We start from the raw sequence: 24,815 nt of genomic DNA on the forward strand, positions 1-24,815 counted from the left end.
TGCAGGACACGACGACCAGTCCAGCCGCTGATATATGTCAAGAACACCAACGCTGAATCGGGACTACATTTGCTTTGGCTATAAGCCATTCACAGGGAGATGAGGACCATGCAAGCCATTCGCAGCATTCTGGTGGTATTGGAGCCGGACCGGCCGGAGGGCCTCGCCCTGAAACGGGCCAAACTGATCGCCGGCGTGACCCAGTCGCAACTGCACCTTCTGATCTGCGACCGCAAGGGCGACCATGCCGACTATCTCAGTGACCTGGCCGATTCGCTCAAGGCCGAAGGCTACAGCGTCAGCACCCAGCAAAGCTGGCTCGACAATCAGCACCAGACCATCATCGCCGCACAGCAAGCCGAAGGCTGTGGCCTGGTGATCAAGCAGCACGTACCGGACAACCCGCTGAAGAAGGCGCTGCTGACGCCGGATGACTGGAAACTCCTGCGCTACTGCCCCGGCCCGGTGCTGATGGTCAAGACGGACCTGCCCTGGACCGGAGGCACCATTCTCGCCGCCGTCGACGTGGGCAACAGCGATGGCGAACACCGCACCCTGCACGCCACCATCGTCAGTCATGGCTACGACATTGCAAGCCTCGCACATGGAACCCTGCACGTGATCAGCGCCCACCCGTCGCCGATGCTCTCGGCAGCAGACCCGACCTTCCAGCTCAAGGAAACCATCGAAGCGCGTTATCGCGAGGAGTGCCGCGCCTTCCAGGCCGAATACGACGTCAGCGACGAACGCCTGCATATAGAAGAGGGTCCAGCGGACGTACTGATCCCCCATGTCGCGCACAAGGTCGGTGCCGTGGTCACGGTAATCGGCACAGTCGCGCGCTCCGGGCTCTCCGGCGCACTGATCGGCAACACGGCGGAAGTGGTACTGGATACCCTGGAAAGCGATGTACTGGTCCTCAAACCCGAGGCCATCATCGCCCACCTGGAAGAACTGGTCGCCCAGCGTTGATTCCCTCCACACGAAAAAGCCGCCTGATGGCGGCTTTTCTTGGCGTCAGACGCGACTCTCAACGCCCTCCCGCAGGAATCGCGGAGCGATGTAGCGCTCGTAGTGAGCTTCGGACAACAGGAAAAACTCACGATCAATGGCCTCACGCAGTTCGGGCAGCGCCCAGCCACGGAACTCGGGAAGCAGCACGATGCCGTAGGCATCCAGTCGATTGATCATACGCGAGGCCCGTGCAATCAACTGGTAAGCCCAGCAATAAGGTGACTGTTCGGGCACAAAGCGGACCTGGCGCTGCTCCAGTTGCTGACGCAGGCGGGCCGGATCGAACACCTCAAGTTTCGCCTCCATCACCTGCACCAGCAGGAGTTCAAGACGCCGCCACACCGCACGCTTTTCGTCCTCGTTGTAGAGGTTCCAGTTCACCACTTCATGATGGAAGCGCTTGCAGCCCCGGCAGACAAGGTCGCCATAGACAGTGGAACAGAGGCCGACGCAGGGCGTCTTGATGCGCTGGTTGGACATGGTGGAAGCAGATTCGGCAGGTAAAACGGGCCCGCCATCTTAGCCCTTTGTCTAATCAGGGTCACCCTCGGTGAAATAGGGATTTCGTCTTAACTTTGCCGAGGCTTTCCATTAGAATCGGCCCGCCATTTAAGGCGCCGATATCCGTTGGAAGCTGTTTTCAAAGCGTCACGAGCACAGTTCATCCGGCAGGAAATAATGGCGCGGGGCATCCCGCCAGGGGTGTCCGCCGCCAGCCCTCATCAGGTCTTCCTACCGGCGTAAAACTTTGAAAACAGCTTCTCGATGGAGGCCGCCGAAACCTTGGCCAGACAGCCCAAAAAGCTGTGCGGCGCATGCGTTCGACGGATTCCTGGATGAGCGCCCTGGACGACTCCAGGGCCACTGATGAGGGTAAAACTGTGCTTGAAGCCTATCGCAAACACGTAGAAGAGCGTGCCGCCCAGGGTGTCGTACCCCAGCCGCTGAACGCCGAACAAACTGCAGGCCTGGTCGAGCTGCTGAAGAACCCCCCGGCCGGCGAAGAGGCTTTCCTCCTCGACCTGATCACCAACCGTGTTCCGCCGGGTGTCGATGAAGCCGCCTACGTCAAAGCAGGTTTCCTCTCCGCTATCGCCAAAGGCGAAGCCACTTCCCCGCTGATCAGCAAAGCCCGCGCCACCGAACTGCTGGGCACCATGCAGGGCGGCTACAACATCGCCACCCTGGTCGAGCTGCTGGACGATGCCGAACTGGCTGCCGTCTCTGCCAAACAGTTGAAGCACACCCTGCTGATGTTCGACGCCTTCCATGACGTCGCCGAGCGCGCCAAGAAAGGCAACGCCAACGCGCAGGCCGTGCTCAAGTCCTGGGCCGACGGCGAGTGGTTCGTCAACAAACCGGCCGTACCGGAAAAGGTCACCCTGACCGTGTTCAAGGTGCCCGGCGAAACCAACACCGACGACCTGTCCCCCGCTCCGGACGCTTGGTCCCGCCCCGACATCCCGCTGCACGCCCTGGCCATGCTGAAAATGGCCCGTGACGGCATCGAGCCGGCCCAGCCGGGCTCCGTCGGTCCGCTGAACCAGATCGAAGCTGTCAAGGCCAAGGGCTTCCCGGTTGCCTACGTCGGTGACGTGGTCGGTACCGGCTCCTCCCGTAAGTCCGCCACCAACTCGGTGCTGTGGTTCTTCGGCGACGACATCCCCTTCGTGCCGAACAAGCGCGGCGGCGGCTTCTGCTTCGGCACCAAGATCGCCCCGATCTTCTACAACACCATGGAAGACGCCGGCGCCCTGCCGATCGAATTCGACTGCACCAACCTGGCCATGGGCGACGTCATCGACGTCTACCCCTATGAAGGCAAGGTCGTTCGCCACGACAGCGGCGAAGTGGTCACCACCTTCGAACTGAAGACCCCAGTCCTGCTGGACGAAGTCCGCGCCGGCGGCCGTATCCCGCTGATCATCGGCCGCGGCCTGACCGAGAAGGCCCGCACCGAGCTGGGCCTGGGTGCTTCCGACCTGTTCAAGAAGCCGGAATCCCCGGCCGACAGCGGCAAGGGCTTCACCCTGGCCCAGAAGATGGTTGGCCGTGCCTGTGGTCTGCCGGAAGGTAAAGGCGTCCGTCCGGGCACCTACTGCGAGCCGAAGATGACCACCGTCGGTTCCCAGGACACCACTGGCCCGATGACCCGTGACGAGCTGAAAGACCTCGCCTGCCTCGGCTTCTCCGCCGACCTGGTGATGCAGTCCTTCTGCCACACCGCCGCCTATCCGAAGCCCATCGACGTCAATACCCACCACACCCTGCCGGATTTCATCCGCACCCGTGGCGGCGTATCCCTGCGTCCGGGCGACGGCATCATCCACAGCTGGCTGAACCGCATGCTGCTGCCTGACACCGTCGGCACCGGTGGCGACTCCCACACCCGCTTCCCGATCGGCATCTCCTTCCCGGCCGGTTCCGGCCTGGTGGCCTTCGCCGCTGCCACCGGCGTCATGCCGCTGGATATGCCGGAATCCGTCCTGGTGCGCTTCAAGGGCAAGATGCAGCCCGGTATCACCCTGCGTGACCTGGTGCATGCCATCCCCTACTACGCCATCCAGGCTGGCCTGCTGACCGTAGAGAAGAAGGGCAAGAAGAACATCTTCTCTGGCCGCATCCTCGAGATCGAAGGCCTGAACGACCTGACCGTCGAACAAGCTTTCGAGCTGTCCGACGCTTCCGCAGAGCGTTCCGCGGCCGGTTGCTCCATCAAGCTGCCGGAAGCGGCCATCGCCGAATACCTGAAGTCCAACATCACCCTGCTGCGCTGGATGATCGGAGAAGGCTACGGCGACGCCCGCACCATGGAGCGCCGCGCCCAGGCGATGGAAGCCTGGCTGGCCAACCCGCAACTGCTGGAAGGTGACGCTGACGCCGAATACGCTGCCGTCATCGAAATCGACCTGGCCGACGTGAAAGAGCCCGTGCTCTGCGCACCGAACGACCCGGACGATGCCCGCCTGCTGTCCACCGTGGCTGGCGACAAGATCGACGAAGTGTTCATCGGTTCCTGCATGACCAACATCGGTCACTTCCGCGCTGCCGGTAAGCTACTGGACAAGGTCAAGGGCGGCATCCCGACCCGTCTGTGGCTGGCTCCGCCGACCAAGATGGACCAGCACCAGCTGACCGAGGAAGGCTACTACGGTATCTACGGCAAGGCCGGCGCCCGCATGGAAATGCCGGGCTGCTCCCTGTGCATGGGCAACCAGGCTCGGGTACAGACCGGCGCCACCGTGGTTTCCACCTCCACCCGTAACTTCCCGAACCGCCTGGGCGACGCCACCAACGTCTACCTGGCCTCCGCCGAACTGGCGGCCGTTGCCTCCATCCTGGGCAAACTGCCGACCGTCGAGGAGTACATGGAATACGCGAAGAACATCGACAGCATGGCTGCCGATATCTACCGCTACCTGTCCTTCGACCAGATCGCCGAGTACAAGGAAGCTGCTGCAAACGCCAAGATCCCGGTAGTCCAGGCTTAAGCCTGTATCGGTAACTCGGCAACGAAGAAGCCCCGCCCCGTGCGGGGCTTTTTCTTTTCTGCCGCCATTCGCCCGGCCCACACCGCGCAATGCGGACGCCCATCGGACCGACTTGCGGTCCCTCTACCGCGAGCTATGTTCCAACTATGAGCTGCCACAACCGGGAGCGCCGCCATGAAAATCTGGTTCCTCATCCTTCTTTGCACCTTGGGCCTGGCAGGCTGCTCCAGTGAATACCTGATCGCCACGACTGACGGCCAGATCATCGCCACAGACGAAAAACCCGAGCTGGATGACGACACCGGCATGCTTGAGTTCGAGGACCACGAGGGCCGTGTCCAGCAGATTCCGCAAAGCCAGGTTAAACAGATCATCGAACGTTGAGGCAGCTCCGACCTCGAACCCTTGCCCCGCCCTGGCGGGGTTTCTTTTTCCGCCCACTGGCATATCGCTTGCTTGGACAGCCCCAACGATACTCACTCCAATGGCGGAGCGGGTTGATGACAATGGCGTCGACTCTGGCCAGCCCCGGCTGCTCTGGATCGGCGCCATTTTGCTGAAAGGTGGCAACCAAGATGACGGACACGCAAAACACCACGCGCACCGATAACCTGGCCTGGGTCGCAGGAAGCGATGCACCGGAGAAGTGCATGCTCAACCTGGGCTTCATGCCTTTGACCGACTCGGCCTCCCTCATAGTCGCCGCTACCCAAGGCTTCGCCCAGCCTTACGGCCTGACGCTGAACCTCCAGCGCCAGTCCTCCTGGGCAACCCTGCGTGACAAGCTGCTCTCAGGCGAACTGGATGCTGCTCAAACCCTCTACGGGCAGGCCTATGGCATCGAACTGGGCATTGGCGGCCCCAGCGCTGACATGGCCATCCTTATGGGACTTTGCCAGAACGGCCAGGCCATCAATCTGTCCGAGCCGCTCAAGCGCATCGGCGTGACCAATTCCGAGGCACTGGCGCACCACGTGCGCCACAGCGGTGCACGCCTGACCTTCGCCCAGACCTTCCCCACCGGCACTCACGCCATGTGGCTGAACTACTGGCTGGCCGCCCAGGGCATTCACCCGCTGCGGGATGTCGACACGGTCGTGGTACCGCCACCGCAGATGGTCGCCCACCTCAAGGCCGCGCGCATCGACGGTTTTTGCGCCGGCGGCCCCTGGGGTGCGCTGGCGGTGGACCAGGACCAGGGCTTTACCCTGGCCACCAGCCAGATGATCTGGCCCGACCACCCGGAGAAAGTCCTGGGCGTCACCCGCGAGTTCGTCGAGCAATACCCCAACACCGCACGCGCCCTGACCATGGCGGTGCTGGAGGCCAGCCGCTTCATCGATGCCAGTGAGGAGAATCGCCGCAGCACCGCCCAATTGATCAGCGGCAGCGACTACATCGACGTCCCGCTGTCCGCCGTGGAGCCACGCTTTCTCGGCCACTACCAGGATGGCCTGGGCAACGCCTGGGAGGATGACCACCCGCTGCGCTTCTTCGGTGAAGGCCAGGTGAACATGCCGTACCTCTCCGACGGCATCTGGTTCATGACGCAGTTCCGCCGCTGGGGGCTCTTGCGAAACGACCCGGATTACCAGGCTGTCGCCCAGCGCGTACAGCGGCTGGACATCTACCGGCAGGCCGCCGAAGCCCTCGGCATCAAGGTTCCCGAGCTGATGCGCAGCGCCACCCTGATCGACGGTCGCACCTGGGACGGCAGCGACCCGGCCGGCTACGCCCGCAGCTTCCCGATCCACTCCCTGGCCGGCACTGCCCGCGCCATTGCCCTGTAGCCGCTAGGGAAGACCGCCGCCATGCTGCGCATCCTGCTGATCAACGACACTGCCAAGAAAGTCGGCCGACTCAAGGCCGCCCTGGTGGCCGCCGGCTTCGACGTCATCGACGAATCGGGTCTGACCATCGACCTGCCGGCCCGCGTCGAAGCCATACGGCCCGACGTGGTGCTGATCGACACCGAATCCCCCGGCCGCGACGTCATGGAGCAAGTGGTAATGGTCACCCGCGACCAGCCGCGCCCCATCGTCATGTTCACGGATGAACACGACCCACAGGTCATGCGCCGGGCCATCCAGGCCGGCGTCAGTGCCTACATCGTCGAAGGCATTCAGGTCGACCGCCTGCAACCCATCCTCGACGTCGCCATGGCGCGCTTTGAAAGCGACCAGGCCCTGCGCGCCCAGCTCAATGCGCGCGACCAGCAACTGGCCGAGCGCAAGCGCGTCGAACTGGCCAAGGGCCTGCTGATGAAAATGAAGAACTGCAACGAAGAAGAGGCCTATACCCTGATGCGTCGCCAGGCCATGAGCCGCCAGCAGAAGCTGATCCAGGTGGCCGAGCAGATCATCGCGATGCACGACATGCTCGGTCATTGAGACCCGCTCGCCACACGACAGGCGAACTGTCTCCCACCTCTCCTTGGCGGCGCGGCGCCCGACGGGGTACCGCGGCCACGCAGTGCCTCTCGACAAAGGCATCACGAAGCCCGTATCTTCGCCGCCAGGCCACCGCAGTGGCCGACGTCGCTCGGACGGTTCCGGGCGCTTACGTATCCGAGGAAAGCATGGCTGACCAGCGCTCACCGCGCCGTTTTGCGCGCATCGATCGTCTCCCCCCCTACGTCTTCAACATCACCGCCGAACTCAAGATGGCTGCACGCCGTCGCGGTGAAGACATCATCGACCTCTCCATGGGCAACCCCGACGGCGCCACCCCGCCGCACATCGTGGAAAAGCTCGTGCAGGTCGCCCAGCGTGAAGACACCCACGGATACTCCACCTCCCGCGGTATTCCTCGCCTGCGCCGGGCCATCTCGCGCTGGTACAAGGACCGCTACGACGTGGAGATCGATCCTGAGTCCGAAGCCATTGTCACCATCGGCTCCAAGGAAGGCCTGGCGCACCTGATGCTCGCCACCCTGGACCACGGCGACACTGTGCTGGTACCCAACCCCAGCTACCCCATCCACATCTACGGTGCGGTCATCGCCGGCGCCCAGGTACGCTCGGTGCCCCTGGTGCCTGGCGTGGACTTCTTCGCCGAACTGGAACGGGCGATTCGCGAAAGCATCCCGAAGCCGAAGATGATGATCATCGGCTTTCCCTCCAATCCCACCGCCCAATGCGTGGAACTGGACTTCTTCGAGCGCGTGGTCGCACTCGCCAAGCAGTACGACGTGCTGGTGGTGCATGACCTGGCCTACGCCGACATCGTCTACGACGGCTGGAAAGCGCCCTCCATCATGCAAGTGCCTGGCGCCAAGGACATAGCAGTCGAGTTCTTCACCCTGTCCAAGAGCTACAACATGGCAGGCTGGCGAATCGGCTTCATGGTCGGCAATCAGGAACTGGTCAGCGCCCTGGCGCGGATCAAGAGCTATCACGACTACGGAACCTTCACCCCGCTGCAGGTGGCGGCCATCGCGGCCCTGGAAGGCGACCAACAATGCGTACGCGATATTGCCGAGCAATACCGCCAACGCCGCAATGTGCTGGTGAAGGGTCTCCACGAGATCGGCTGGATGGTGGAGAACCCCAAGGCATCGATGTACGTCTGGGCCAAGATTCCCGAACCCTACGCCGCCATGGGCTCCCTGGAGTTCTCCAAGAAGCTGCTGGCCGAGGCGAAGGTCTGCGTCTCCCCTGGCCTGGGCTTCGGCGACTACGGCGACGACCATGTGCGCTTCGCCCTGATTGAGAACCAGGACCGTATCCGTCAGGCCGTTCGTGGCATCAAGGGCATGTTCCGCGCCGATGGCCTGCTCGAGCCGTCGGCGCCGGCCAAGCCCCGAAAAGCCGGCAAGGCCTGACGCCGGCCAGCGTCCCCTGGTCACAGGGGACGCTCTTTCAGTGAACTTTCCCGAAACGCCCGCCTGGCAAGGTTTCCTTGCCTTTTCAAGCGCTTGCTCGCCAGGCGCACCTGCACCGCTCGTCGGCTTTCAGATCGTTTTTTGAACAAAACCAGGGTTACACCACTCTGATGAAAGCCAGAATTCATCGCGCCACTTTTGAGCCATGGTCGGCTGACGGCGCGCATGTCTTTTTCCCCTTGAGTCCGGAGCGATTCCAAATGCACTAGTTCACGTGCAGGAGGTTTCTCTGTCTCAAAAAAGGAGGAGTGCGTATGAAGACATGAAATACAACTAGATGCATGAAACAACCAAACTACCACTCAAAGTCCATAGAGACTAACGAGTAAGCAAAAACATATATCGGTGCCCTTACTGCATCAGCACACCAACTTACTTTGTAAAACAAGAGGTCAACCATGGAGCTGTATCATCTCATTACTTCCCTGTTCAAACAGGAAGCAACCATGGAATTAATGCGCATGGGTGTTGTTTATGCCCACCTGATCGCCTGCTGCGTGGCAATCGGCCTGGTCCTGACCAGCGACTATGCCATGATCAAGCAGATGATCACCGGCGAAGACGCTACCCATAGCGACAAAACCCATCTTGATACTCTGAAGAAAACTGTACTGCTTGCACTTGCGGCACTCTGGGTAACAGGGATAGGTATCGTACTGCTGGACTACTCTGTCAAAGGCGCGGTGTACTTCCTCAACCCCAAACTCCAGGCCAAGATCCTGGTCGTAACGCTGTTGACCGTAAACGGTTTCCTGCTGCACAGCGCAGTCCTGCCCGCCATCAAGAAGGCCGGCACGCTGGTCAAGATGGAAACCAGCACCCGCACCCTCGCGGTGTTCTCGGGTGTCGTCTCCGGAGTCTCCTGGTTCTATGGAGCCATGCTGGGCATCGCTCGTCCGCTCAGCTGGAAATACTCCCTTGGCGAAATCATGTTCGCTTACCCGCTGTTCATCTGCCTTGGCTTCGTCGCGATGACGCTGCTGGTGAAGTGGGCAAGCAACAGAGCTGAAAACCTCACTCTTTCCCGAGTGAGTCCCGCACTCGCCTCGCTGTAAGAGATGACTGGGCAGGGATGCCCAGTTTCAAACTGAAGTTTCACCGAATAATACGCTACACACTTCACCTTCAAACTTCTGGCAGTACGCCAGACACTTCCCGAAAGCCCTCCGACGGTTCATCACGAACAGGCACTATAGTACGAAGACCTCCCTCCTTCGAGCTGGCCCGGAACTTTCCACCCTCTGCAGGTACGAACTGCTGCACCTAGGTATTCAGCAGTAAGGACAATCCGTGATCGACCTCAGTACCTGGAACCTGACAGTCCCAGCCACCACTTCCAATACGCTCATCACCACCGACCGCCTCAGCAATGGCTATGAGAGCCAGTACTTCCGCCGAAACGCCGATGGCAGCATCACGTTCTGGGTTCCGGTGAACGGCTCACGCACCGAAGATGCCGCCTACCCGCGCACTGAACTGCGGGAAACCCAGTCCGACGGAACCCTCAGCTACTGGTATCACGCCAGCGCCGACAACTACCTCAGCGCCGTGCTTTCGGTAGAGCAGTTGCCCAGCAAGAACAAGATCATCATCGGCCAGATTCACAGCAAGGACGAACCCGGCAGCCAGAACGATCCCCTGCTCAAGCTCCAGTACCACTACCTGCGCGGCAACGGCCGGGTCGAGGCACTGCTGCGCAAGCGTCCGGGCGACACGGAAGTGGAGAACATCCTGCTGGCCGAGCATGTCGACCTGGGCGAGCGCTTCAGCTACCACCTGCGCATCACGCCCACCGGCAAGCTCGGCATCACCATCACCAGCAAAGGCGACGACGGCAACCTCTACCGCGAACTCAGCGGCTATTGGGGCAAGCAACAGCTCTATTTCAAGGCGGGCGCCTATATCCAGGACAACTACGGCGCGGACAACGAGGGCGGCCGGGTCACCTTCTACTGGTTGAACAGCCTGCATCGCTGACATTCAGCACGAGAATGCCCGGCCATCCAGCCAGGCCGGCGTAGAATCGACGCTTCGTCGTTTCTACGCCCGAGGTTCCGATGGCACGCCTGACCCTGAACTTCCCCGAAGACCAATACTGCTACTCCACGCACCTGACCGTGCGCGTCACCGACATCAACGGGGCCAATCACCTGGGCAACGACTCGATGATTTCGATGATCTCGGAAGCCCGTGCGCGCTTCCTGTTCGAGTTCGGTATCGGCGAAACCGCCGGAGACGGCACCGGGATCATCGTCACCGATCTGGCCACCACCTACCGGGCCGAAGCGCATGCCCGCGACCAACTGCTGTTCGAAGTGGGCGTCATGGACTTCAACAAGTACGGTGGCGACATCACCTTCCGCATTACCCGACCGGCAGACGGCAAGCTGGTTGCCATGGCCAAGTCCGGTTTCGTCTTCTTCTGCTACCGGGAGTCCCGCGTGGTCGCCATGCCGGAAAGCTTCCGCACGACCTTCCCCAAGGTGAACTGGCTGGACTGAAGTGGCCTCAACTCGGTGCAGCCAGATCCGTCTCGCCCCGTTTTGATTCAGGCCGTCTCTCCCCTCTTCCCGCAGACCGCTCTGGAATGGGCATTTCCATGGTTGGCCCGGCTCTTGCTGAGTAACAGCCAGAGGTAGCCAACGGCGGTTGCCCCATTACACGACAAAGGCGTCGCGTCACTTCGCAGCAATGCGGGCAGTGGTGCGACGCCTTTTTCGTTTCGGCCCCAGCGATGGGGCGGTGGACGGGCCGAGATCCGGACGTTCGCTTGCAGCTCACTCTATCCCGCTGCGGCTTCAGCCGCAGGACGGCGCGCCACAAGCGCGACGTTTTTCCGGGAGGTACGACCGCCGTGCCCACGATCTCGGCGCGAGTACCTCCCGGCCCCTAACTGCAGATGAGGTGTTCGATGACAACGAGTTTCTGGAAAGCGGGCCACACGCCCACCCTGTTCGCCGCCTTCCTGTACTTCGACCTGAGCTTCATGGTCTGGTACATCCTTGGCCCGCTCGGTGTGCAAATCGCCGCCGACCTCCAGCTCACCACCCAGCAACGCGCCATGATGGTCGCCACGCCTATCCTCGCCGGTGCCGTTCTGCGCTTCCTGATGGGCATGCTGGCTGATCGCACCTCTCCCCGGACGGCCGGTCTGCTGGGCCAGGTGATCGTGATCGCCGCACTCTTCGCGGCCTGGGAAATAGGCATCCGTACCTACGAGCAAGCCCTGATCCTGGGCCTGTTCCTTGGGTTTGCCGGCGCCTCCTTCGCCGTCGCCCTGCCGCTCGCGTCCCAGTGGTATCCGCCGCAACACCAAGGCAAGGCCCTGGGCATTGCCGGCGCCGGTAACTCCGGCACCGTACTGGCCGCCCTGTTCGCGCCCGTCCTGGCTTCCCACTATGGCTGGAACAACGTGTTCGGCCTGGCGCTCATTCCGCTGGTGCTGACCCTGGCGATCTTCTTCGTGGCAGCCCGCAACGCCCCCAACCGCCCAGCTCCCAAGGCGCTCGGCGACTACCTCAAGGCCCTCGGCGATCGCGACAGCTGGTGGTTCATGCTCTTCTACTGCGTGACCTTCGGCGGCTTCCTCGGCCTGGCCAGCACGCTGCCCGGCTACTTCCACGACCAATACGGCCTCGCCCCGGTCACCGCGGGTTACTACACCGCCGCCTGCGTCTTCGCCGGTAGCCTGATGCGTCCCCTGGGTGGTGCCTTCGCCGACCGCATCGGCGGTATCCGCACCCTGCTGGCCGTCTACACTGTGGCCTCGCTCTGCATCGCCGCCGTCGGCTTCCATATCTCCAGCCCCACGCTCGCCCTGGCCCTGTTCGTAGTGGCCATGCTGAGCCTCGGTGCAGGCAACGGCGCGGTGTTCCAACTGGTGCCGCAGCGCTTCCACAAGGAAATCGGCGTCATGACCGGCCTGATCGGCATGGCCGGTGGCATCGGTGGCTTCTGCCTGACCGCGGGACTTGGCGCCATCAAGCAGCACACCGGTGACTACCAGCTTGGCCTCTGGTTGTTCGCCAGCCTTGGCGTGGTGGCCTGGTTCGGCCTGTATGGCGTCAAACAACGCTGGCGCACCACCTGGGGTTCGGCTGCAGTAACCGCCGCTCGGGTCTGACCCCAGCCACTGCCGGACGCTGCGCAGCAGCACCCGACGAACCTCGACAAGGAGCGCCTCTGCGCTCCTTTCGCCATACAGGACCCTCCGCCCGATGACCTTGCAACTCAGTTTCGGCGAAGCCAGCGCCACAGGCCCCCGCGCCGAAAATCAGGATGCCCTGCGGGTCGTCACCCCGGCTCCTGCGCTGGCCGCAAGTAAGGGCTACCTTTTTGCCCTGGCCGATGGCGTCAGCCAATGCGCCGACGGCGGCCTGGCTGCCCGCGCGACCTTGCAGGCACTGGCGCTGGACTACTACGCAACACCGGAAACCTGGGCAGTGGCCCAATCCCTGGACCGCCTGCTGGTGGCCCATAACCGCTGGCTCCAGGCCAACGGCGGCGGCCAGCCGCTGCTCACCACTCTTACCGCCCTGGTGCTGCGCGGACGTCGTTACACCCTGGCCCATGTCGGTGACTGTCGCGCCTATCGCTGGAATGGCCAGCAGTTGACCCGCCTCAGCGAAGACCACGTCTGGGAGCAGCCGGGCATGCAGCACGTGCTCAAGCGCGCACTGGGCCTGGACCAGCACCTGGTGGTGGATTACCTCGATGGCGAGCTGGAGGAACGCGAAAGCTTCATCCTGGTCAGCGATGGCGTCTGGGCCGTCCTGGGTGACCAAGGTATCCAGCGCATCCTGCAGGACGAACAGGAGCTTGGCGCCGCCGCCCAGGCACTGGTCAGCGCAGCGCACCTGGCCGGGGGCCAGGACAACGCCAGCGCCCTGCTGGTGCGCGTCGACAATCTGCCGGAATCCGGCCTGGCCGACACCCTGGCGCAACTGGACCAGTGGCCATTGCCACCGCGCCTGCTGGACGGCCAGGCATTCGAAGGCTGGCAGGTCGAGCGCCTGATTGCCGAATCCCGCCAATCCATGGTGTATCGGGTCCGGGACGCCCAGGACCGGCGCTGGCTGCTGAAGACCCTGCCAGCCAGCCGACATGACGAACCTGGCGCCGGCCCCGCGCTGCTGCTGGAAGAGTGGTTCCTTAGGCGGGTCGCCGGGCGCCATTTTCCCGAGGTCCATCCCCTGCCGCAGCGCCAGCACCTCTACTACGTGCAGCGTGAGTACGCTGGACAGACCCTGGCCGAGCACCTTCGGCTCAGCGGCCCCATGCCGCTGCCGGAATGGCTGGATATCGCGCCACGCCTGCTCAAGTCGCTCGGGCAGTTGCATCGGCGCAACATACTTCACCGTGATATCAAGCCGGAGAACCTGCTATGGGGCGACGACGGCGAGCTGCGCCTGCTGGACTTTGGCCTGGCCTACTGTCCGGGCCTGTCCCAGGACGAGGCTCACAGCCTGCCTGGGACACCCAGCTACATTGCCCCGGAGGCATTCAGCGGTGTCCCACCCGCCCCCCAGCAGGATCTCTATGCCGCAGGCGTAACCCTCTATCACCTGCTGACCGGGCATTACCCCTTTGGTGAAATCGAAGCCTTTCAGCACCCCCGCTTCGGAACCCCAACGCCCGCCAGCCGCTACCGGCCAGACCTGCCAACCTGGCTCGACGAATGCCTGGCGCGCGCCATCGCCGCTGATCCGAAGGGACGTTACGAAACCATGGAAGAGTGGCTGCTGGCCCTGGAACAGGGGGAACGTCGCGCCCTCACCGCCAAGCCCAGGCCCCTGCTGGAACGTGAGCCTCTCAAGGTCTGGAGGGGCATCGCGCTGCTGTCCCTGCTGTTCAACCTGATGTTGGTGATCTTCCTGCTCAAGGGCTGACGCACCACGTCGGGGCAAAACGCCCCGATACAGTGCGCAGCGACTCGCAGGTCACCACGCCAAGCCCAGAAACACGCGACTTTCGGGGTTGGCACGACACCTGCAATCTCAAGATCGACAATCTACAAAAAGCGCCCGCCTCAACGACGAGACGGCACTTTCCCGATCGATCGGGACTTGGACAAAGGCGTCCTGCTGGCAACAGCGGGACGCCTTTTTTGTTTGCTCGACATTTATGCAGGAGTGTCCTGGCATGAAAACATCCAAGCTGGTGGTGATCGGAAACGGCATGGCCGGAGTGCGTACTCTCGAAGAGCTGCTGAGACTTGCACCGGAGCAGTACCAGATCACGGTATTCGGCGCCGAGCCCCACCCGAATTACAACCGCACCTTGCTTTCCCCGGTTCTGGCAGGCGAACAGTCCTTCGAGGAAATCATCCTCAATGACCTGGCCTGGTACACGGAAAACGGCATTGAACTGCTACTGAATCGCAAAGTGGTGAAAATCGACCGCCAGCGCCGGCAAGTCATCGCCGAAGACGGCACCCACGCCGACTACGATCGCCTCGTCATTGCCACCGGCTCAACACCAAGCCGCCTGTCCATTCCTGGCAACCGACTGCAAGGCGTCATCGGCTACCGCGACATAGCCGGCGCCCGCGCCATGATCGAGGCCGCGCGCACCCATAGCCACGCGGTGGTGATCGGCGGCGGCCTGCTTGGCCTGGAGGCCGCCAATGGCCTCAAGCAACGGGGCATGGATGTGACGGTGGTGCACCTGGCCGACTGGCTGCTGGAAAAGCAACTCGAGCAACCCGCCGGTGAGAAACTGCTGCGCGCACTGCAAGCACGCGGTATCCGCTTCCGCCTGGGCACGGATACCGAAGAACTGATCGACAATGGCGATGGCCGGGTCTGTGCCGTTCAACTGGCAGGCGGCGAGGTGATCACCGCGGACCTGGTGGTCATGGCGGCCGGCATCACACCCAATACCGAACTGGCCGAGCGGGCGGGCTTGCCCTGCAATCACGGCATTCTCGTCGACGACACCCTGCAAACCTACGACCCGCGCATCTACGCCATTGGCGAATGCGCCAATCACCGGGGCATTTCCTACGGGCTGGTAGCCCCTCTGATGGAGCAGGCCAAGGTCTGCGCCAATCACCTGGCCATGCTCGGCTACGCCCGCTACCAGGGCTCGAGCACCGGCGCCCAGCTCAAAGTCGCAGGCATCGAGATGCTCAGCGCCGGCGATGCGCCGCACCCAGGCCAGGTAGCCGGCATGCGCGGCGCCTGCCCGCTGCATGACTGGCAAATAGAACTGGCCTCCAGTGATGTGCTGGCCTGGACCTGAATCAGTTGAAACATGTGATGCGTCGAGGAGACTTTCGATGAACGGCAAAGTATGGCTGGTCGGTGCGGGCCCCGGCGACCCGGATCTCCTGACCCTCAAGGCTGTGAAGGCCCTGAATCAGGCCGAAGTCGTGATGATCGATGACCTGGTCAACCCGGCGGTGCTGGAACACTGCCCCAATGCCCGGATGATTCGAGTTGGCAAGCGCGGCGGCTGCCGTTCCACACCCCAGGCGTTCATCCACCGTCTGATGCTGCGCTATGCGCGCCAAGGCAAGTGCGTAGCCCGGTTGAAGGGTGGCGACCCGTGCATTTTCGGCCGCGGGGGTGAGGAAGCCGACTGGCTGGCCGAGCGCGGCATCGAAAGCGAACTGGTCAATGGCATCACAGCGGGCCTGGCTGGCGCCACGAACTGCGGCATTCCCCTCACCCTACGAGGCATCAGCCGTGGCGTGACCCTGGTCACCGCCCACACCCAGGACGACAGCACCCTCAACTGGCAGGCGCTGGCGCAGTCGGGCACCACCCTGGTGATCTACATGGGCGTCGCCAAGCTGGCAGATATCCATGCCGGATTGCTGGAAGGCGGCATGCCAAGCGCAATGCCCGTGGCCATGATCGAGAACGCATCCCTGCCCCATCAACGCGAATGCCGCAGCACCCTCGGGCACATGCAGGCGGACGCCACGGCGTTCGAACTGAAAAGCCCGGCCATCCTGGTCATCGGCGAAGTGGCTGCAACGCCTGCCGCCATACAGATGGCGCAGAGTGCCTGATCGCTCTTCGCTCCTGCGAAGTAGTGCTTGCCCGGCCTGGCCGGGCTTTTTTGGACTCGCGGGCGAGTTGCTCCCAGGGCCGCCATCGGGAGAAACGCCCGGCGCCATGCGAGCCGGCACTTTTCTCCGGGCAAAGAAAAACCCGGCCTTGGCCGGGTTTCTCCTGACGCTCAAACCAATTACTTGGCCTGGGCTTCTACTTCGGCTTCTACGCGGCGGTTAACAGCGCGGCCAGCTTCGGTAGCGTTGTCGGCAACCGGGCGGGTTTCACCGTAACCAACAGCGTTAACACGCTCGCCACCTACACCGTACTGATTAACCAGCACGTCGCGAACGGCGCCAGCACGACGCTCGGACAGCTTCTGGTTGTAGGCGTCGGTACCAACGGAGTCGGTGTGGCCTTCAACAGTAGTGGTGGTAGCCGGGTACTGGTTCATGAAGTCAGCCAGGTTCTTGATGTCGCCGTAGCTTTCTTCTTTGACCTTGGACTTGTCGAAGTCGAACTTCACGTCCAGCTCGACGCGTACGACTTCGGCAACAGCCGGGCAGCCATCAGCGTCAACGGTGACGTTGGCCGGGGTGTCCGGGCACTTGTCGACGTTGTCGCAAACACCATCGTTGTCGCTGTCAGCGCAAACTTCGGCAACCGGAGCCGGGGCCGGCTCGGCTTGCTTGGTGGAACCACCGAAGTTGACACCAACGCCAACACCGGCCATCCACTCGGCTTCCTGGGCGTCCAGGTTGTACATGCCGTCCAGGCTGGCCTTGGCGAAGAAGTTCTCGGTGAAGTAGTACTTCAGACCGGTACCAACGTTGGCGAAGGTGCTGTGGTCACGACCGGTACGCGGCGGGATGTTGCTGATGTTCTGATGGGCGAAGCCGGCAGAAACGTAAGGACGCAGGCCAACACCCGGGGTGCCGAAGTGGTAAATGGCATCGAGGGAAGCCAGGTTGCCCTTGATGTCTTTATGGCCGTTGGTGCCGAAAGCGTCTTCGGAGGTCATGTCGTGGTATTCGCCGTACGACAGAGCCAGGGAGACGTCGTCGGTCAGGTAGTAGCCTACCGAGCCGCCGTACAGGTTGCCGTTCTCGAGATCGCGAGAACTATCGGTGAAGTAACGCTTACCGAATGCTTCCACCTCAACTGCGCCTTGGCCCTGAGCCAGCGCGTTCAGCGAAAAGGCGGCAATGAGAGAGCCAACGGCTACGCCTAAGGTGTTTTTCAGTTTCATCCGTAAATCCCCATCTTGGTAGTCAGTAAGTTGTCGAACAATCTCCAGACAACTTGGGCGGCAATTCTAGCAGAACACGCCCGCCCATAAGAGATAATTTTTCCCGAACTAAGTTTCGGCCAGGCCCGAGAATTTTTCGCGCAGGCGATCCAGCGCACGTTTGTAACGCATTTTTGTGGCGCTAAGGCCCATGTGCATAATGTCTGCTATCTCCTGAAACTCCAGCTCTGCGACAAAACGTAGCACCAGGATTTCCCTGTCAATGGGATTGACATGTACCAGCCATCGCTCCAACCCCCCGCGCTCTTCGACCTTGGGGGCTTTTTCATCCGAAGCTTCTTCGAGGGGATCCAGACTCAATGCATCAAGCAAACGCCTCTTCCGGCGCTCTTTCCGATATTGGGTAATGCACTCGTTGTACGTGATGCTATATAGCCATGTCTTGAACTTCGACTTACCTTCGAAGTTCTTCAAACCATAGAGCACCTTGAGCATCACTTCCTGGCAGACATCATCTGCATCGCGGTCGTTCCCTAAATAGCGGGCACAGACGTTGAACAAGGTGCGTTGATAGCGACGCATCAACTCTTCATAGGCGCGGGTGACATGGAACAGCTCGACATGCGCACGCTCCACCAGCTCCTCGTCCGAGAGCTCGCGTGGGTCATAACGCAAGGAAAGCGATTGGGGCTTGTTCAAAACGGGTCGGGCCGACAGTCAGGTCAAAAGCCGCCGGGGCGCGAGGTTCGCGCACCCTGTCTGGCGGCATACATTAGCAGGGAAAAGCCGTCGTGTTAGCGGCTGGTTACCCGTTGATCGAGCAAAGTACGGTTCGACACCGATACAAGCTCACCTTCATCGGTGAGCAGCAGGGTTTTCACCGTGCCGATCTCCTCGATCTGCCCTTCGACATCGCCAATCTTCACTTGTTGCCCAACCTGATAGAGCTCGCGTACATAAATGCCGGCGAGGATCTGCCCGGCGATTTCCCGACTGCCGAGCCCAAGGGCCAGCGCCGCCGCCAAGCCGATGGAAATCAGCACGATGGCGATGACGTTGTTCAGCAGGTCGGTCTTGATCTCCAGCTGGCCGATTGCCACGGAGATGCTGATGATGATGACCAGGCCCTGGGCGATACGGCCCAGGCCGTGGGCGTAATCCAGCCCCACACCTTCGGCGGCGCCACGCACCAGGCCGCTGACCAGTTGGGCCAGCAGGACACCTGCCAGCAGGACCAGCGCCGCACCCAGTACCTTGGGCAGGTAGAGGGCCAGAACATCGAGGGTGGCAGACACTCGATCCAGACCCAGCGACTCGGCGGCGGAGACCAGGAAGATCAGCAGCACGAACCAATAGACGATCTTGCCGATCAGCGTGGATACCGGCACCTGGATTCCAGCGCGGGACAGCATCTTGGTCAGACCGGTACCCGCCATCAGGCGATCCAGGCCTATCTTGGCCAGCAACTTGGACAGCAGGGTGTCCAGCAACTTGGCGACCACGAAGCCCAGCAGCACCACGACCAGCGCGCCGAACAGGCGTGGAATGAAGCCCGCCACCGGTGCCCACACCGAGGTCATGGCGTTAACGAGTCCTTGGGTCCAGGGGTCGAATTCCATGTTCAATCAGCCTTATCTGCAGAACGGACAGAAGCGTTACGGCGCGAAACTGGCGCCAGGTGGGGCGAACCATTGTTGAGGGCGATCATCATGGCCTCGAGCCAGTGGCCTATGAGGCTGAACAGATCCCCCGCCCCCACCTGACGATTGGCGGTCTTGAGCACGCGGCCCAGGGTCGCGTCATCATCATGATCGGGTTGCGGCGACGCTTTGAGCAGGTCCCGCAGGGATTCTTCAAATGGATCGTGCATGCGCACCTCGCATGGATATGACGGCTAGACGTGACTGGAACGGGTTGGGTCACATCAGAGCCAGCGCAACCGACGGAACAGCCATAGTTGGAAACTCGCGATTCCGAGGATCAGTGCGCAGGCAAGAACGAAGCCATACGGCGTCTCGTCCCCGGGAATGCCCCTCACGTTCATGCCCAGCAGGCCGGTGATGAAACTCAGCGGCAGGAAGAACCCGGTGGTGATGCCCAGTAGGTACATGGTGCGGCTGGTGCGTTCACCCTGACGGCGGCTTTCGCTTTCCAGCACCAGGCCGATGCGCTCGCGAATCAGCTCCAGCTCTTCCAGGTAACGGGTCAGGCGGTTGTTCAGCTCGTTCCAGTAGTCACTGTCGTCTTCGACGGACCAGGGCACGCGACTGCGCGCCAACTGCCCATAGATATCGCGCTGGGGTGCCAGGAAGCGCTTGAGCCCGGCTGCACGCCGCCGGATCTGCAACATCATGTCGTGATCCGGACGGAAACGCTCGTTGTTGTCCAGGTGCTCTTCCTGATCGTCGACCTTCTCAGCCAGCTCCGCCACCAGCGAATCGACCTTGTCGGTCAGATGCTCAGCCAGATACAGCAGCACCTCGGACGCCACCTTCGGGCCGGTGCCCTTTGCCCACTGTTCGATCAGCTCATCGGTGGCGTGCAGGGGCCGCAGGCGCAAGGAGACAATGCGTTGCGCTGAAGCGAAGATCCGAACCGAGACCATATCTTCCGGCACAGCGCCAGGATTCAGGTTCACGCCACGCAGGAACAACAGCAACTCGTCGCCTGGCAGGGCCAGCATTCGCGGACGGGTGCTTTCTTCCAGCAGCAGGTCGCAGGTGAACTCGGACAGCCCGCTCTGCTCGCGCAGCCAGCGTCGCGCCAGCGGATGGCTGCGATCCCAATGCAGCCAGACGCTCTGCTCAGGACTGAGCTGAAGCATCTGCAGGGCATCCCGGGAAATCGGCTCCGCACCACCCTGCCCGTCCAGCACGAAGGCATGCACCAGCCCCGCCTGGGCGTTCTGCTCCTCGAACATTCGATCTCCTTGGAAGAACAAGCCCGGCTTCAGCCGGGCTCATGGCATCAGGCCGGCATTTCCAGCGGTTCGGGCGAGATGATGATGCCGTTGTTGTCGGCATATACGTACTCACCCGGGCGGAAGGTCACGCCACCGAAGGTGACGGCCACATTGAGATCGCCAATTCCACGCTTGTCGGTCTTCATCGGATGGCTGGCCAACGCCTGCACGCCGAGATCGGTCTGGGCAATCACATCGACATCACGGATGCAGCCGTAGACAACGATACCTTCCCAGCCGTTCTTCGCCGCCTTCTCGGCGAGCATGTCGCCCAGCAGGGCGCGACGCAGGGAACCACCGCCATCCACGACCAGCACCTTGCCCTTGCCCGGCAGGTCAACCTGTTCCTTGACCAGGGAGTTGTCTTCGAAACATTTGATGGTGACGATCTCGCCGCCGAAGGAATCGCGCCCGCCGAAGTTGCTGAACATGGGCTCGACGACCTGAACCAGGTCCGGATAGGCATCGCACAGATCGGGGGTAACGTATTGCATGGAAATCTCCTTGATAGCAGTTACAGATCGAGACCGATGCGGTCGCCGTCGTAGGCCAGCGGCAAGCGCTGCAGCGGCGGGCAAGGCGCATTGACCGCCCCGCGATACCCGCCATCTTTACACAGCACCAGGCACCCCGAAACCGCTTCTTGCCGGCATGCAGCGCCCTAGAGCGCCACCGCACCGCCAGCGGGCGCCGCAACCGGCAACTGCTGATGCTCCAGCCAGTACGCCACCAGGGGCCAGACTTCGCGCTCCGCGGCCTTGCTCACCAGCATCTCGATATGGCCGAAGTCGTCGCTGAATCCCTCATCCCGGGCCAAGCGCTGGAAGTGGCGATAAGCCTCGGGAATCTGCTCCACCAGCTTGCGGCAGGCCCAGACCGGGTCCTGCATGTCTCCCGCCGCCGCCACGGCCAACACCGGCACACTCACCTCGGCAAGGCCCGCCCACCAATCCCGCTCGGCATCGCCAAAGCGGCCGAACAGCCCGTGCCAACGCATGCTTTCCAAGGCAAGGCCAATGGGCTCGTCTTCCGGACCGCGCTTGAGCCGGCTCCCGGACAAAACGTCGAAGCGACTGAGCAACAGACGACCGCCCCACGCCACCGGCGGTACCTTGAGCGGCCAGTAGACGCGGCTGACCTGGCTGCCAAACAGCGCCACCGAAGCCGCGCCGTCGTCGCCAAGGTAACGCCCACCCAGCGCCGCCGCCAGGGTGGTGCCGCCCAGCGAATGGCCAATCCAGTGCGGCCGCTGCCCAGCCTGTTCACGCACGAAGTCAGCGATGGCCGGCAGGTCATACCGCGCATAGTCGGCCACTTGGTTACGGCGGTACTGCTGGTTACGCGGCGACAAGCCGTGGCCGCGCATTTCGGCAATCCAGACATCGAATCCGGCTCGCGCGAGATGCGGCCCAAGGCCCAAGCCCTTCGGTGAGTACCAGAAGCGGCGATTGGAAAAACTGCCATGCACCAGAATGACCGGCACGCCGCGCGCGCCTTCCTGGCCGAAACGGCCAAGCCGGGTCAGGACCAGTTCGACGCTGGCGTCCGGGCTGTTGCCAGGTTTGAGGCGATAGACATCCTCGGTCAGGTCGCCCCTGAGTTCCGCGCTCATCAGCGCAACGGGAAAGAGATCGCTACTGCTTTGCATGATTACTGCTTGCACGAAAAAGGGCGGGTTCCGAACCCGCCCTTTTCGTTTCGACTAACGAGGGATCAGGCCTGGCCTTCCGCGAGGAAGAACCAGGTATCCAGTACCGAGTCAGGGTTCAGCGAGACGCTCTCGATGCCCTGCTCCATCAGCCACTTGGCCAGATCCGGGTGGTCCGACGGGCCCTGACCGCAAATGCCGATGTACTTGCCGGCCTTGTTGCAGGCGGCAATGGCATTGGCCAGCAGCTTCTTGACTGCCGGGTTACGCTCGTCGAACAGGTGGGCAACGATGCCGGAGTCGCGATCCAGGCCCAGGGTCAGCTGGGTCAGGTCGTTGGAACCAATGGAGAAGCCATCGAAGAACTCCAGGAATTCATCGGCCAGCAGGGCGTTGGACGGCAGTTCGCACATCATGATGACCTTCAGGCCATTCTCGCCACGCTTCAGGCCGTTGCTGGCCAGCAGCTCGACCACTTGCGAGGCTTCGCCCAGGGTCCGCACGAACGGCACCATGATTTCGACGTTGGTCAGGCCCATTTCGTTGCGCACTTTCTTCAGTGCACGGCATTCCAGTTCGAAGCAGTCGCGGAAGGACTCGCTGATGTAGCGGGAAGCGCCACGGAAGCCGAGCATCGGGTTCTCTTCTTCCGGCTCATAGAGCTTGCCGCCGATCAGGTTGGCGTATTCGTTGGACTTGAAGTCCGACAGGCGCACGATGACCTTCTTCGGCCAGAACGCCGCGGCCAGGGTGCTGATACCTTCCACCAGCTTCTCGACATAGAAGCCGACCGGGTCGTTGTAGCCGGCAATGCGTTTTTCAACGCTTTCCTTGATCTCGGTCGGCAGGCTGGCGAAGTTCAGCAGCGCCTTGGGGTGCACGCCGATCATGCGGTTGATGATGAACTCCAGGCGAGCCAGGCCCACACCCTCGTTCGGCAACTGGGCAAAATCGAAGGCGCGGTCCGGGTTGCCGACGTTCATCATGATTTTGAACGGAAGGTCGGGCATTGCGTCGACCGAGTTGGTGCGAATATCGAAGCCCAGCTGGCCTTCGAAGATGAAACCGGTGTCGCCTTCGGCGCAGGAAACGGTTACGCCCTGGCCATCCAGCAGCACCTGGGTGGCATTGCCGCAGCCCACGACTGCTGGGATGCCCAGCTCACGCGCGATGATCGCGGCGTGGCAGGTACGGCCACCACGGTTGGTGACGATGGCGCTGGCGCGCTTCATCACGGGTTCCCAGTCCGGGTCGGTCATGTCGGAGACCAGTACGTCGCCCGGCTGGACCTTGTCCATCTCGGATACGTCGTGGATCACGCGAACCTGGCCTGCGCCAATGCGCTGGCCGATGGCACGGCCTTCCACCAGGACCTTGCCCTTCTCCTTCAGCAGGTAGCGCTCCATCACGGTGGCGCTGGCGCGGCTCTTAACGGTTTCCGGACGGGCCTGCACGATGTACAGCTTGCCGTCGTCACCGTCCTTGGCCCACTCGATGTCCATCGGACGGCCGTAGTGCTTCTCGATGATCAGCGCTTGCTTGGCCAGTTCGGTCACTTCGGCGTCGGTCAGCGCGAAGCGGGCGCGGTCGGCGCGGTCCACATCGACGGTTTTCACCGACTTGCCGGCCTTGGCTTCTTCGCCGTAGACCATCTTGATGGCCTTGCTGCCCAGGTTGCGGCGCAGGATAGCGGGGCGGCCGGCTTCCAGGGTCGCCTTGTGCACGTAGAACTCGTCGGGGTTCACGGCGCCCTGCACCACGGTCTCGCCGAGGCCGTAGGCGGCAGTGATGAAGACCACGTCACGGAAACCGGACTCGGTATCCAGGGTGAACATCACACCGGCGGTGCCAGTCTCGGAGCGAACCATGCGCTGCACGCCAGCGGAGAGGGCAACCAGCTTGTGGTCGAAGCCCTGGTGCACGCGGTAGGCAATGGCGCGGTCGTTGAACAGGGAGGCGAATACCTCCTTGGCAGCACGGATCACGTTGTCCACGCCACGGATGTTCAGGAAGGTTTCCTGCTGGCCGGCGAAAGAAGCGTCCGGCAGGTCTTCGGCGGTGGCGGAGGAACGCACGGCCACGGCCATGTTGTGATTGTCGCCAGCCATGGCGGCGAAGGCGGTACGGATTTCCGCGTCCAGGCGTACCGGGAACTCGGCGTCCATCACCCACTGGCGGATCTGTGCGCCAGTCTTGGCGAGGGCATTGACGTCATCCACGTCCAGGGCATCGAGAGCGGCGTGGATACGATCGTTCAGGCCGCTCTGCTCGAGGAAGTCACGGTAGGCCTGGGCGGTAGTGGCGAAACCACCGGGGACGGAAACACCGGCGCCAGCCAGATTGCTGATCATCTCGCCCAGGGATGCGTTCTTGCCCCCCACATGCTCAACATCGTGAACGCCGAGCTTATCGAGGGAAACTACGTACTCTACCAAGGTGATCTCTCCACTATTTGTTGGAAAAGCTCATGCGGAACGGGTCCGCAGCGTTCTGGCTTTGGTCCAGAAAAATACGTCACAATGCCGACCGGCTCAGGCCTGGCGAAAAACGCGGCCTATCATAGCCAAG

At 62.3% G+C, this 24,815-nt stretch carries 22 protein-coding genes and 2 pseudogenes; 14 read left to right on the forward strand and 10 right to left on the reverse strand.

Annotation, left to right across the window (positions count from 1 at the left end):
* The first annotated feature begins 108 nt into the window (after positions 1-108).
* The gene (locus THL1_RS18055; RefSeq protein ID WP_069084504.1) at positions 109-972 is read left to right on the forward strand and encodes a universal stress protein; all 864 of its coding nucleotides are present in this window, start codon (positions 109-111) and stop codon (positions 970-972) included.
* Positions 973-1,017: 45 nt separating this feature from the next.
* Here the strand turns inward: THL1_RS18055 and THL1_RS18060 are convergent, their stop codons facing one another.
* Positions 1,018-1,494, reverse strand: coding sequence for a DUF1289 domain-containing protein (locus THL1_RS18060; RefSeq protein ID WP_069084505.1), 477 nt, complete (start codon positions 1,492-1,494; stop codon positions 1,018-1,020).
* Between the two features lie 401 nt (positions 1,495-1,895).
* Here THL1_RS18060 and acnB point away from each other — a divergent pair, with 401 nt between their 5' ends.
* From acnB to alaC, 5 genes are all read left to right on the forward strand, one after another.
* Positions 1,896-4,505, forward strand: a complete 2,610-nt coding sequence (gene acnB, locus THL1_RS18065) for a bifunctional aconitate hydratase 2/2-methylisocitrate dehydratase (protein WP_069086558.1) — start codon at positions 1,896-1,898, stop codon at positions 4,503-4,505.
* 174 nt (positions 4,506-4,679) lie between these two features.
* A complete protein-coding gene (locus tag THL1_RS18070) occupies positions 4,680-4,889 on the forward strand; it encodes a YgdI/YgdR family lipoprotein (RefSeq protein ID WP_069084506.1) in 210 nt (69 codons plus the stop codon).
* A 191-nt stretch (positions 4,890-5,080) separates the two neighbouring features.
* On the forward strand, positions 5,081-6,295 hold the full coding sequence (locus tag THL1_RS18075) for a CmpA/NrtA family ABC transporter substrate-binding protein (RefSeq protein ID WP_069084507.1): 1,215 nt from the start codon (positions 5,081-5,083) through the stop codon (positions 6,293-6,295).
* Between the two features lie 21 nt (positions 6,296-6,316).
* On the forward strand, positions 6,317-6,895 hold the full coding sequence (locus THL1_RS18080) for an ANTAR domain-containing response regulator (protein WP_069084508.1): 579 nt from the start codon (positions 6,317-6,319) through the stop codon (positions 6,893-6,895).
* 188 nt (positions 6,896-7,083) lie between these two features.
* Positions 7,084-8,328, forward strand: coding sequence for an alanine transaminase (gene alaC / locus THL1_RS18085; RefSeq protein ID WP_069084509.1), 1,245 nt, complete (start codon positions 7,084-7,086; stop codon positions 8,326-8,328).
* A gap of 20 nt (positions 8,329-8,348) precedes the next feature.
* On the opposite strand, the gene THL1_RS29780 is transcribed toward alaC, so the two are convergent.
* Positions 8,349-8,555, reverse strand: a complete 207-nt coding sequence (locus tag THL1_RS29780; protein WP_145928334.1) for a hypothetical protein — start codon at positions 8,553-8,555, stop codon at positions 8,349-8,351.
* 231 nt (positions 8,556-8,786) lie between these two features.
* On the opposite strand from THL1_RS29780, the gene THL1_RS18090 reads away from it, so the two are divergent.
* The 7 genes and pseudogenes from THL1_RS18090 (at position 8,787) to cobA (ending at position 16,405) form a co-directional block, all read left to right on the forward strand.
* Entirely contained in the window at positions 8,787-9,443 is a 657-nt protein-coding gene (locus THL1_RS18090) for a hypothetical protein (protein ID WP_069084510.1), read from the forward strand.
* 235 nt (positions 9,444-9,678) lie between these two features.
* Entirely contained in the window at positions 9,679-10,365 is a 687-nt protein-coding gene (locus THL1_RS18095; protein ID WP_069084511.1) for a polysaccharide lyase family 7 protein, read from the forward strand.
* A gap of 80 nt (positions 10,366-10,445) precedes the next feature.
* Positions 10,446-10,889, forward strand: coding sequence for a thioesterase family protein (locus THL1_RS18100; protein ID WP_069084512.1), 444 nt, complete (start codon positions 10,446-10,448; stop codon positions 10,887-10,889).
* 410 nt (positions 10,890-11,299) lie between these two features.
* Entirely contained in the window at positions 11,300-12,511 is a 1,212-nt protein-coding gene (locus THL1_RS18105) for a nitrate/nitrite transporter (RefSeq protein WP_069084513.1), read from the forward strand.
* A gap of 94 nt (positions 12,512-12,605) precedes the next feature.
* A complete protein-coding gene (locus tag THL1_RS18110) occupies positions 12,606-14,276 on the forward strand; it encodes a bifunctional protein-serine/threonine kinase/phosphatase (RefSeq protein ID WP_069084514.1) in 1,671 nt (556 codons plus the stop codon).
* Between the two features lie 253 nt (positions 14,277-14,529).
* Positions 14,530-15,531, forward strand: a pseudogene (locus tag THL1_RS18115) (NAD(P)/FAD-dependent oxidoreductase); the annotation flags it as partial.
* A 136-nt stretch (positions 15,532-15,667) separates the two neighbouring features.
* Positions 15,668-16,405, forward strand: a complete 738-nt coding sequence (cobA, locus tag THL1_RS18120) for a uroporphyrinogen-III C-methyltransferase (RefSeq protein ID WP_069084515.1) — start codon at positions 15,668-15,670, stop codon at positions 16,403-16,405.
* A 179-nt stretch (positions 16,406-16,584) separates the two neighbouring features.
* Here cobA and THL1_RS18125 read toward each other — a convergent pair whose 3' ends face one another.
* The 8 genes from THL1_RS18125 to ppsA form a co-directional block, all read right to left on the reverse strand.
* Positions 16,585-17,637 (reverse strand): OmpA family protein, encoded by a 1,053-nt coding sequence (locus tag THL1_RS18125; RefSeq protein WP_069084516.1) that lies wholly within the window; start codon positions 17,635-17,637, stop codon positions 16,585-16,587.
* A gap of 108 nt (positions 17,638-17,745) precedes the next feature.
* Complete coding sequence (gene sigX / locus THL1_RS18130; protein ID WP_083245941.1) at positions 17,746-18,336, reverse strand: RNA polymerase sigma factor SigX; 591 nt, start codon at positions 18,334-18,336, stop codon at positions 17,746-17,748.
* Between the two features lie 95 nt (positions 18,337-18,431).
* Positions 18,432-19,256 (reverse strand): mechanosensitive ion channel family protein, encoded by an 825-nt coding sequence (locus THL1_RS18135; RefSeq protein WP_069084518.1) that lies wholly within the window; start codon positions 19,254-19,256, stop codon positions 18,432-18,434.
* Between the two features lie 2 nt (positions 19,257-19,258).
* Positions 19,259-19,513, reverse strand: coding sequence for a CrfX protein (locus THL1_RS18140; protein ID WP_177343840.1), 255 nt, complete (start codon positions 19,511-19,513; stop codon positions 19,259-19,261).
* Between the two features lie 48 nt (positions 19,514-19,561).
* Positions 19,562-20,557: a zinc transporter ZntB gene (locus tag THL1_RS18145; RefSeq protein ID WP_069084520.1), complete on the reverse strand. Its 996-nt coding sequence runs from the start codon at positions 20,555-20,557 to the stop codon at positions 19,562-19,564.
* Between the two features lie 47 nt (positions 20,558-20,604).
* Positions 20,605-21,093, reverse strand: a complete 489-nt coding sequence (gene rraA / locus THL1_RS18150) for a ribonuclease E activity regulator RraA (RefSeq protein ID WP_069084521.1) — start codon at positions 21,091-21,093, stop codon at positions 20,605-20,607.
* 167 nt (positions 21,094-21,260) lie between these two features.
* Positions 21,261-22,247: an alpha/beta fold hydrolase gene (locus THL1_RS18155; RefSeq protein WP_069084522.1), complete on the reverse strand. Its 987-nt coding sequence runs from the start codon at positions 22,245-22,247 to the stop codon at positions 21,261-21,263.
* 65 nt (positions 22,248-22,312) lie between these two features.
* Positions 22,313-24,682, reverse strand: coding sequence for a phosphoenolpyruvate synthase (ppsA, locus tag THL1_RS18160; RefSeq protein ID WP_069084523.1), 2,370 nt, complete (start codon positions 24,680-24,682; stop codon positions 22,313-22,315).
* On the opposite strand from ppsA, the pseudogene THL1_RS31435 reads away from it, so the two are divergent.
* Positions 24,629-24,810, forward strand: a pseudogene (locus THL1_RS31435) (hypothetical protein). The gene ppsA and the pseudogene THL1_RS31435 sit on opposite strands and share 54 nt — an antisense overlap.
* Positions 24,811-24,815: the final 5 nt, after the last annotated feature.

The sequence above is a fragment of the Pseudomonas sp. TCU-HL1 genome (assembly GCF_001708505.1).
Taxonomy (GTDB): Bacteria; Pseudomonadota; Gammaproteobacteria; order Pseudomonadales; family Pseudomonadaceae; genus Metapseudomonas.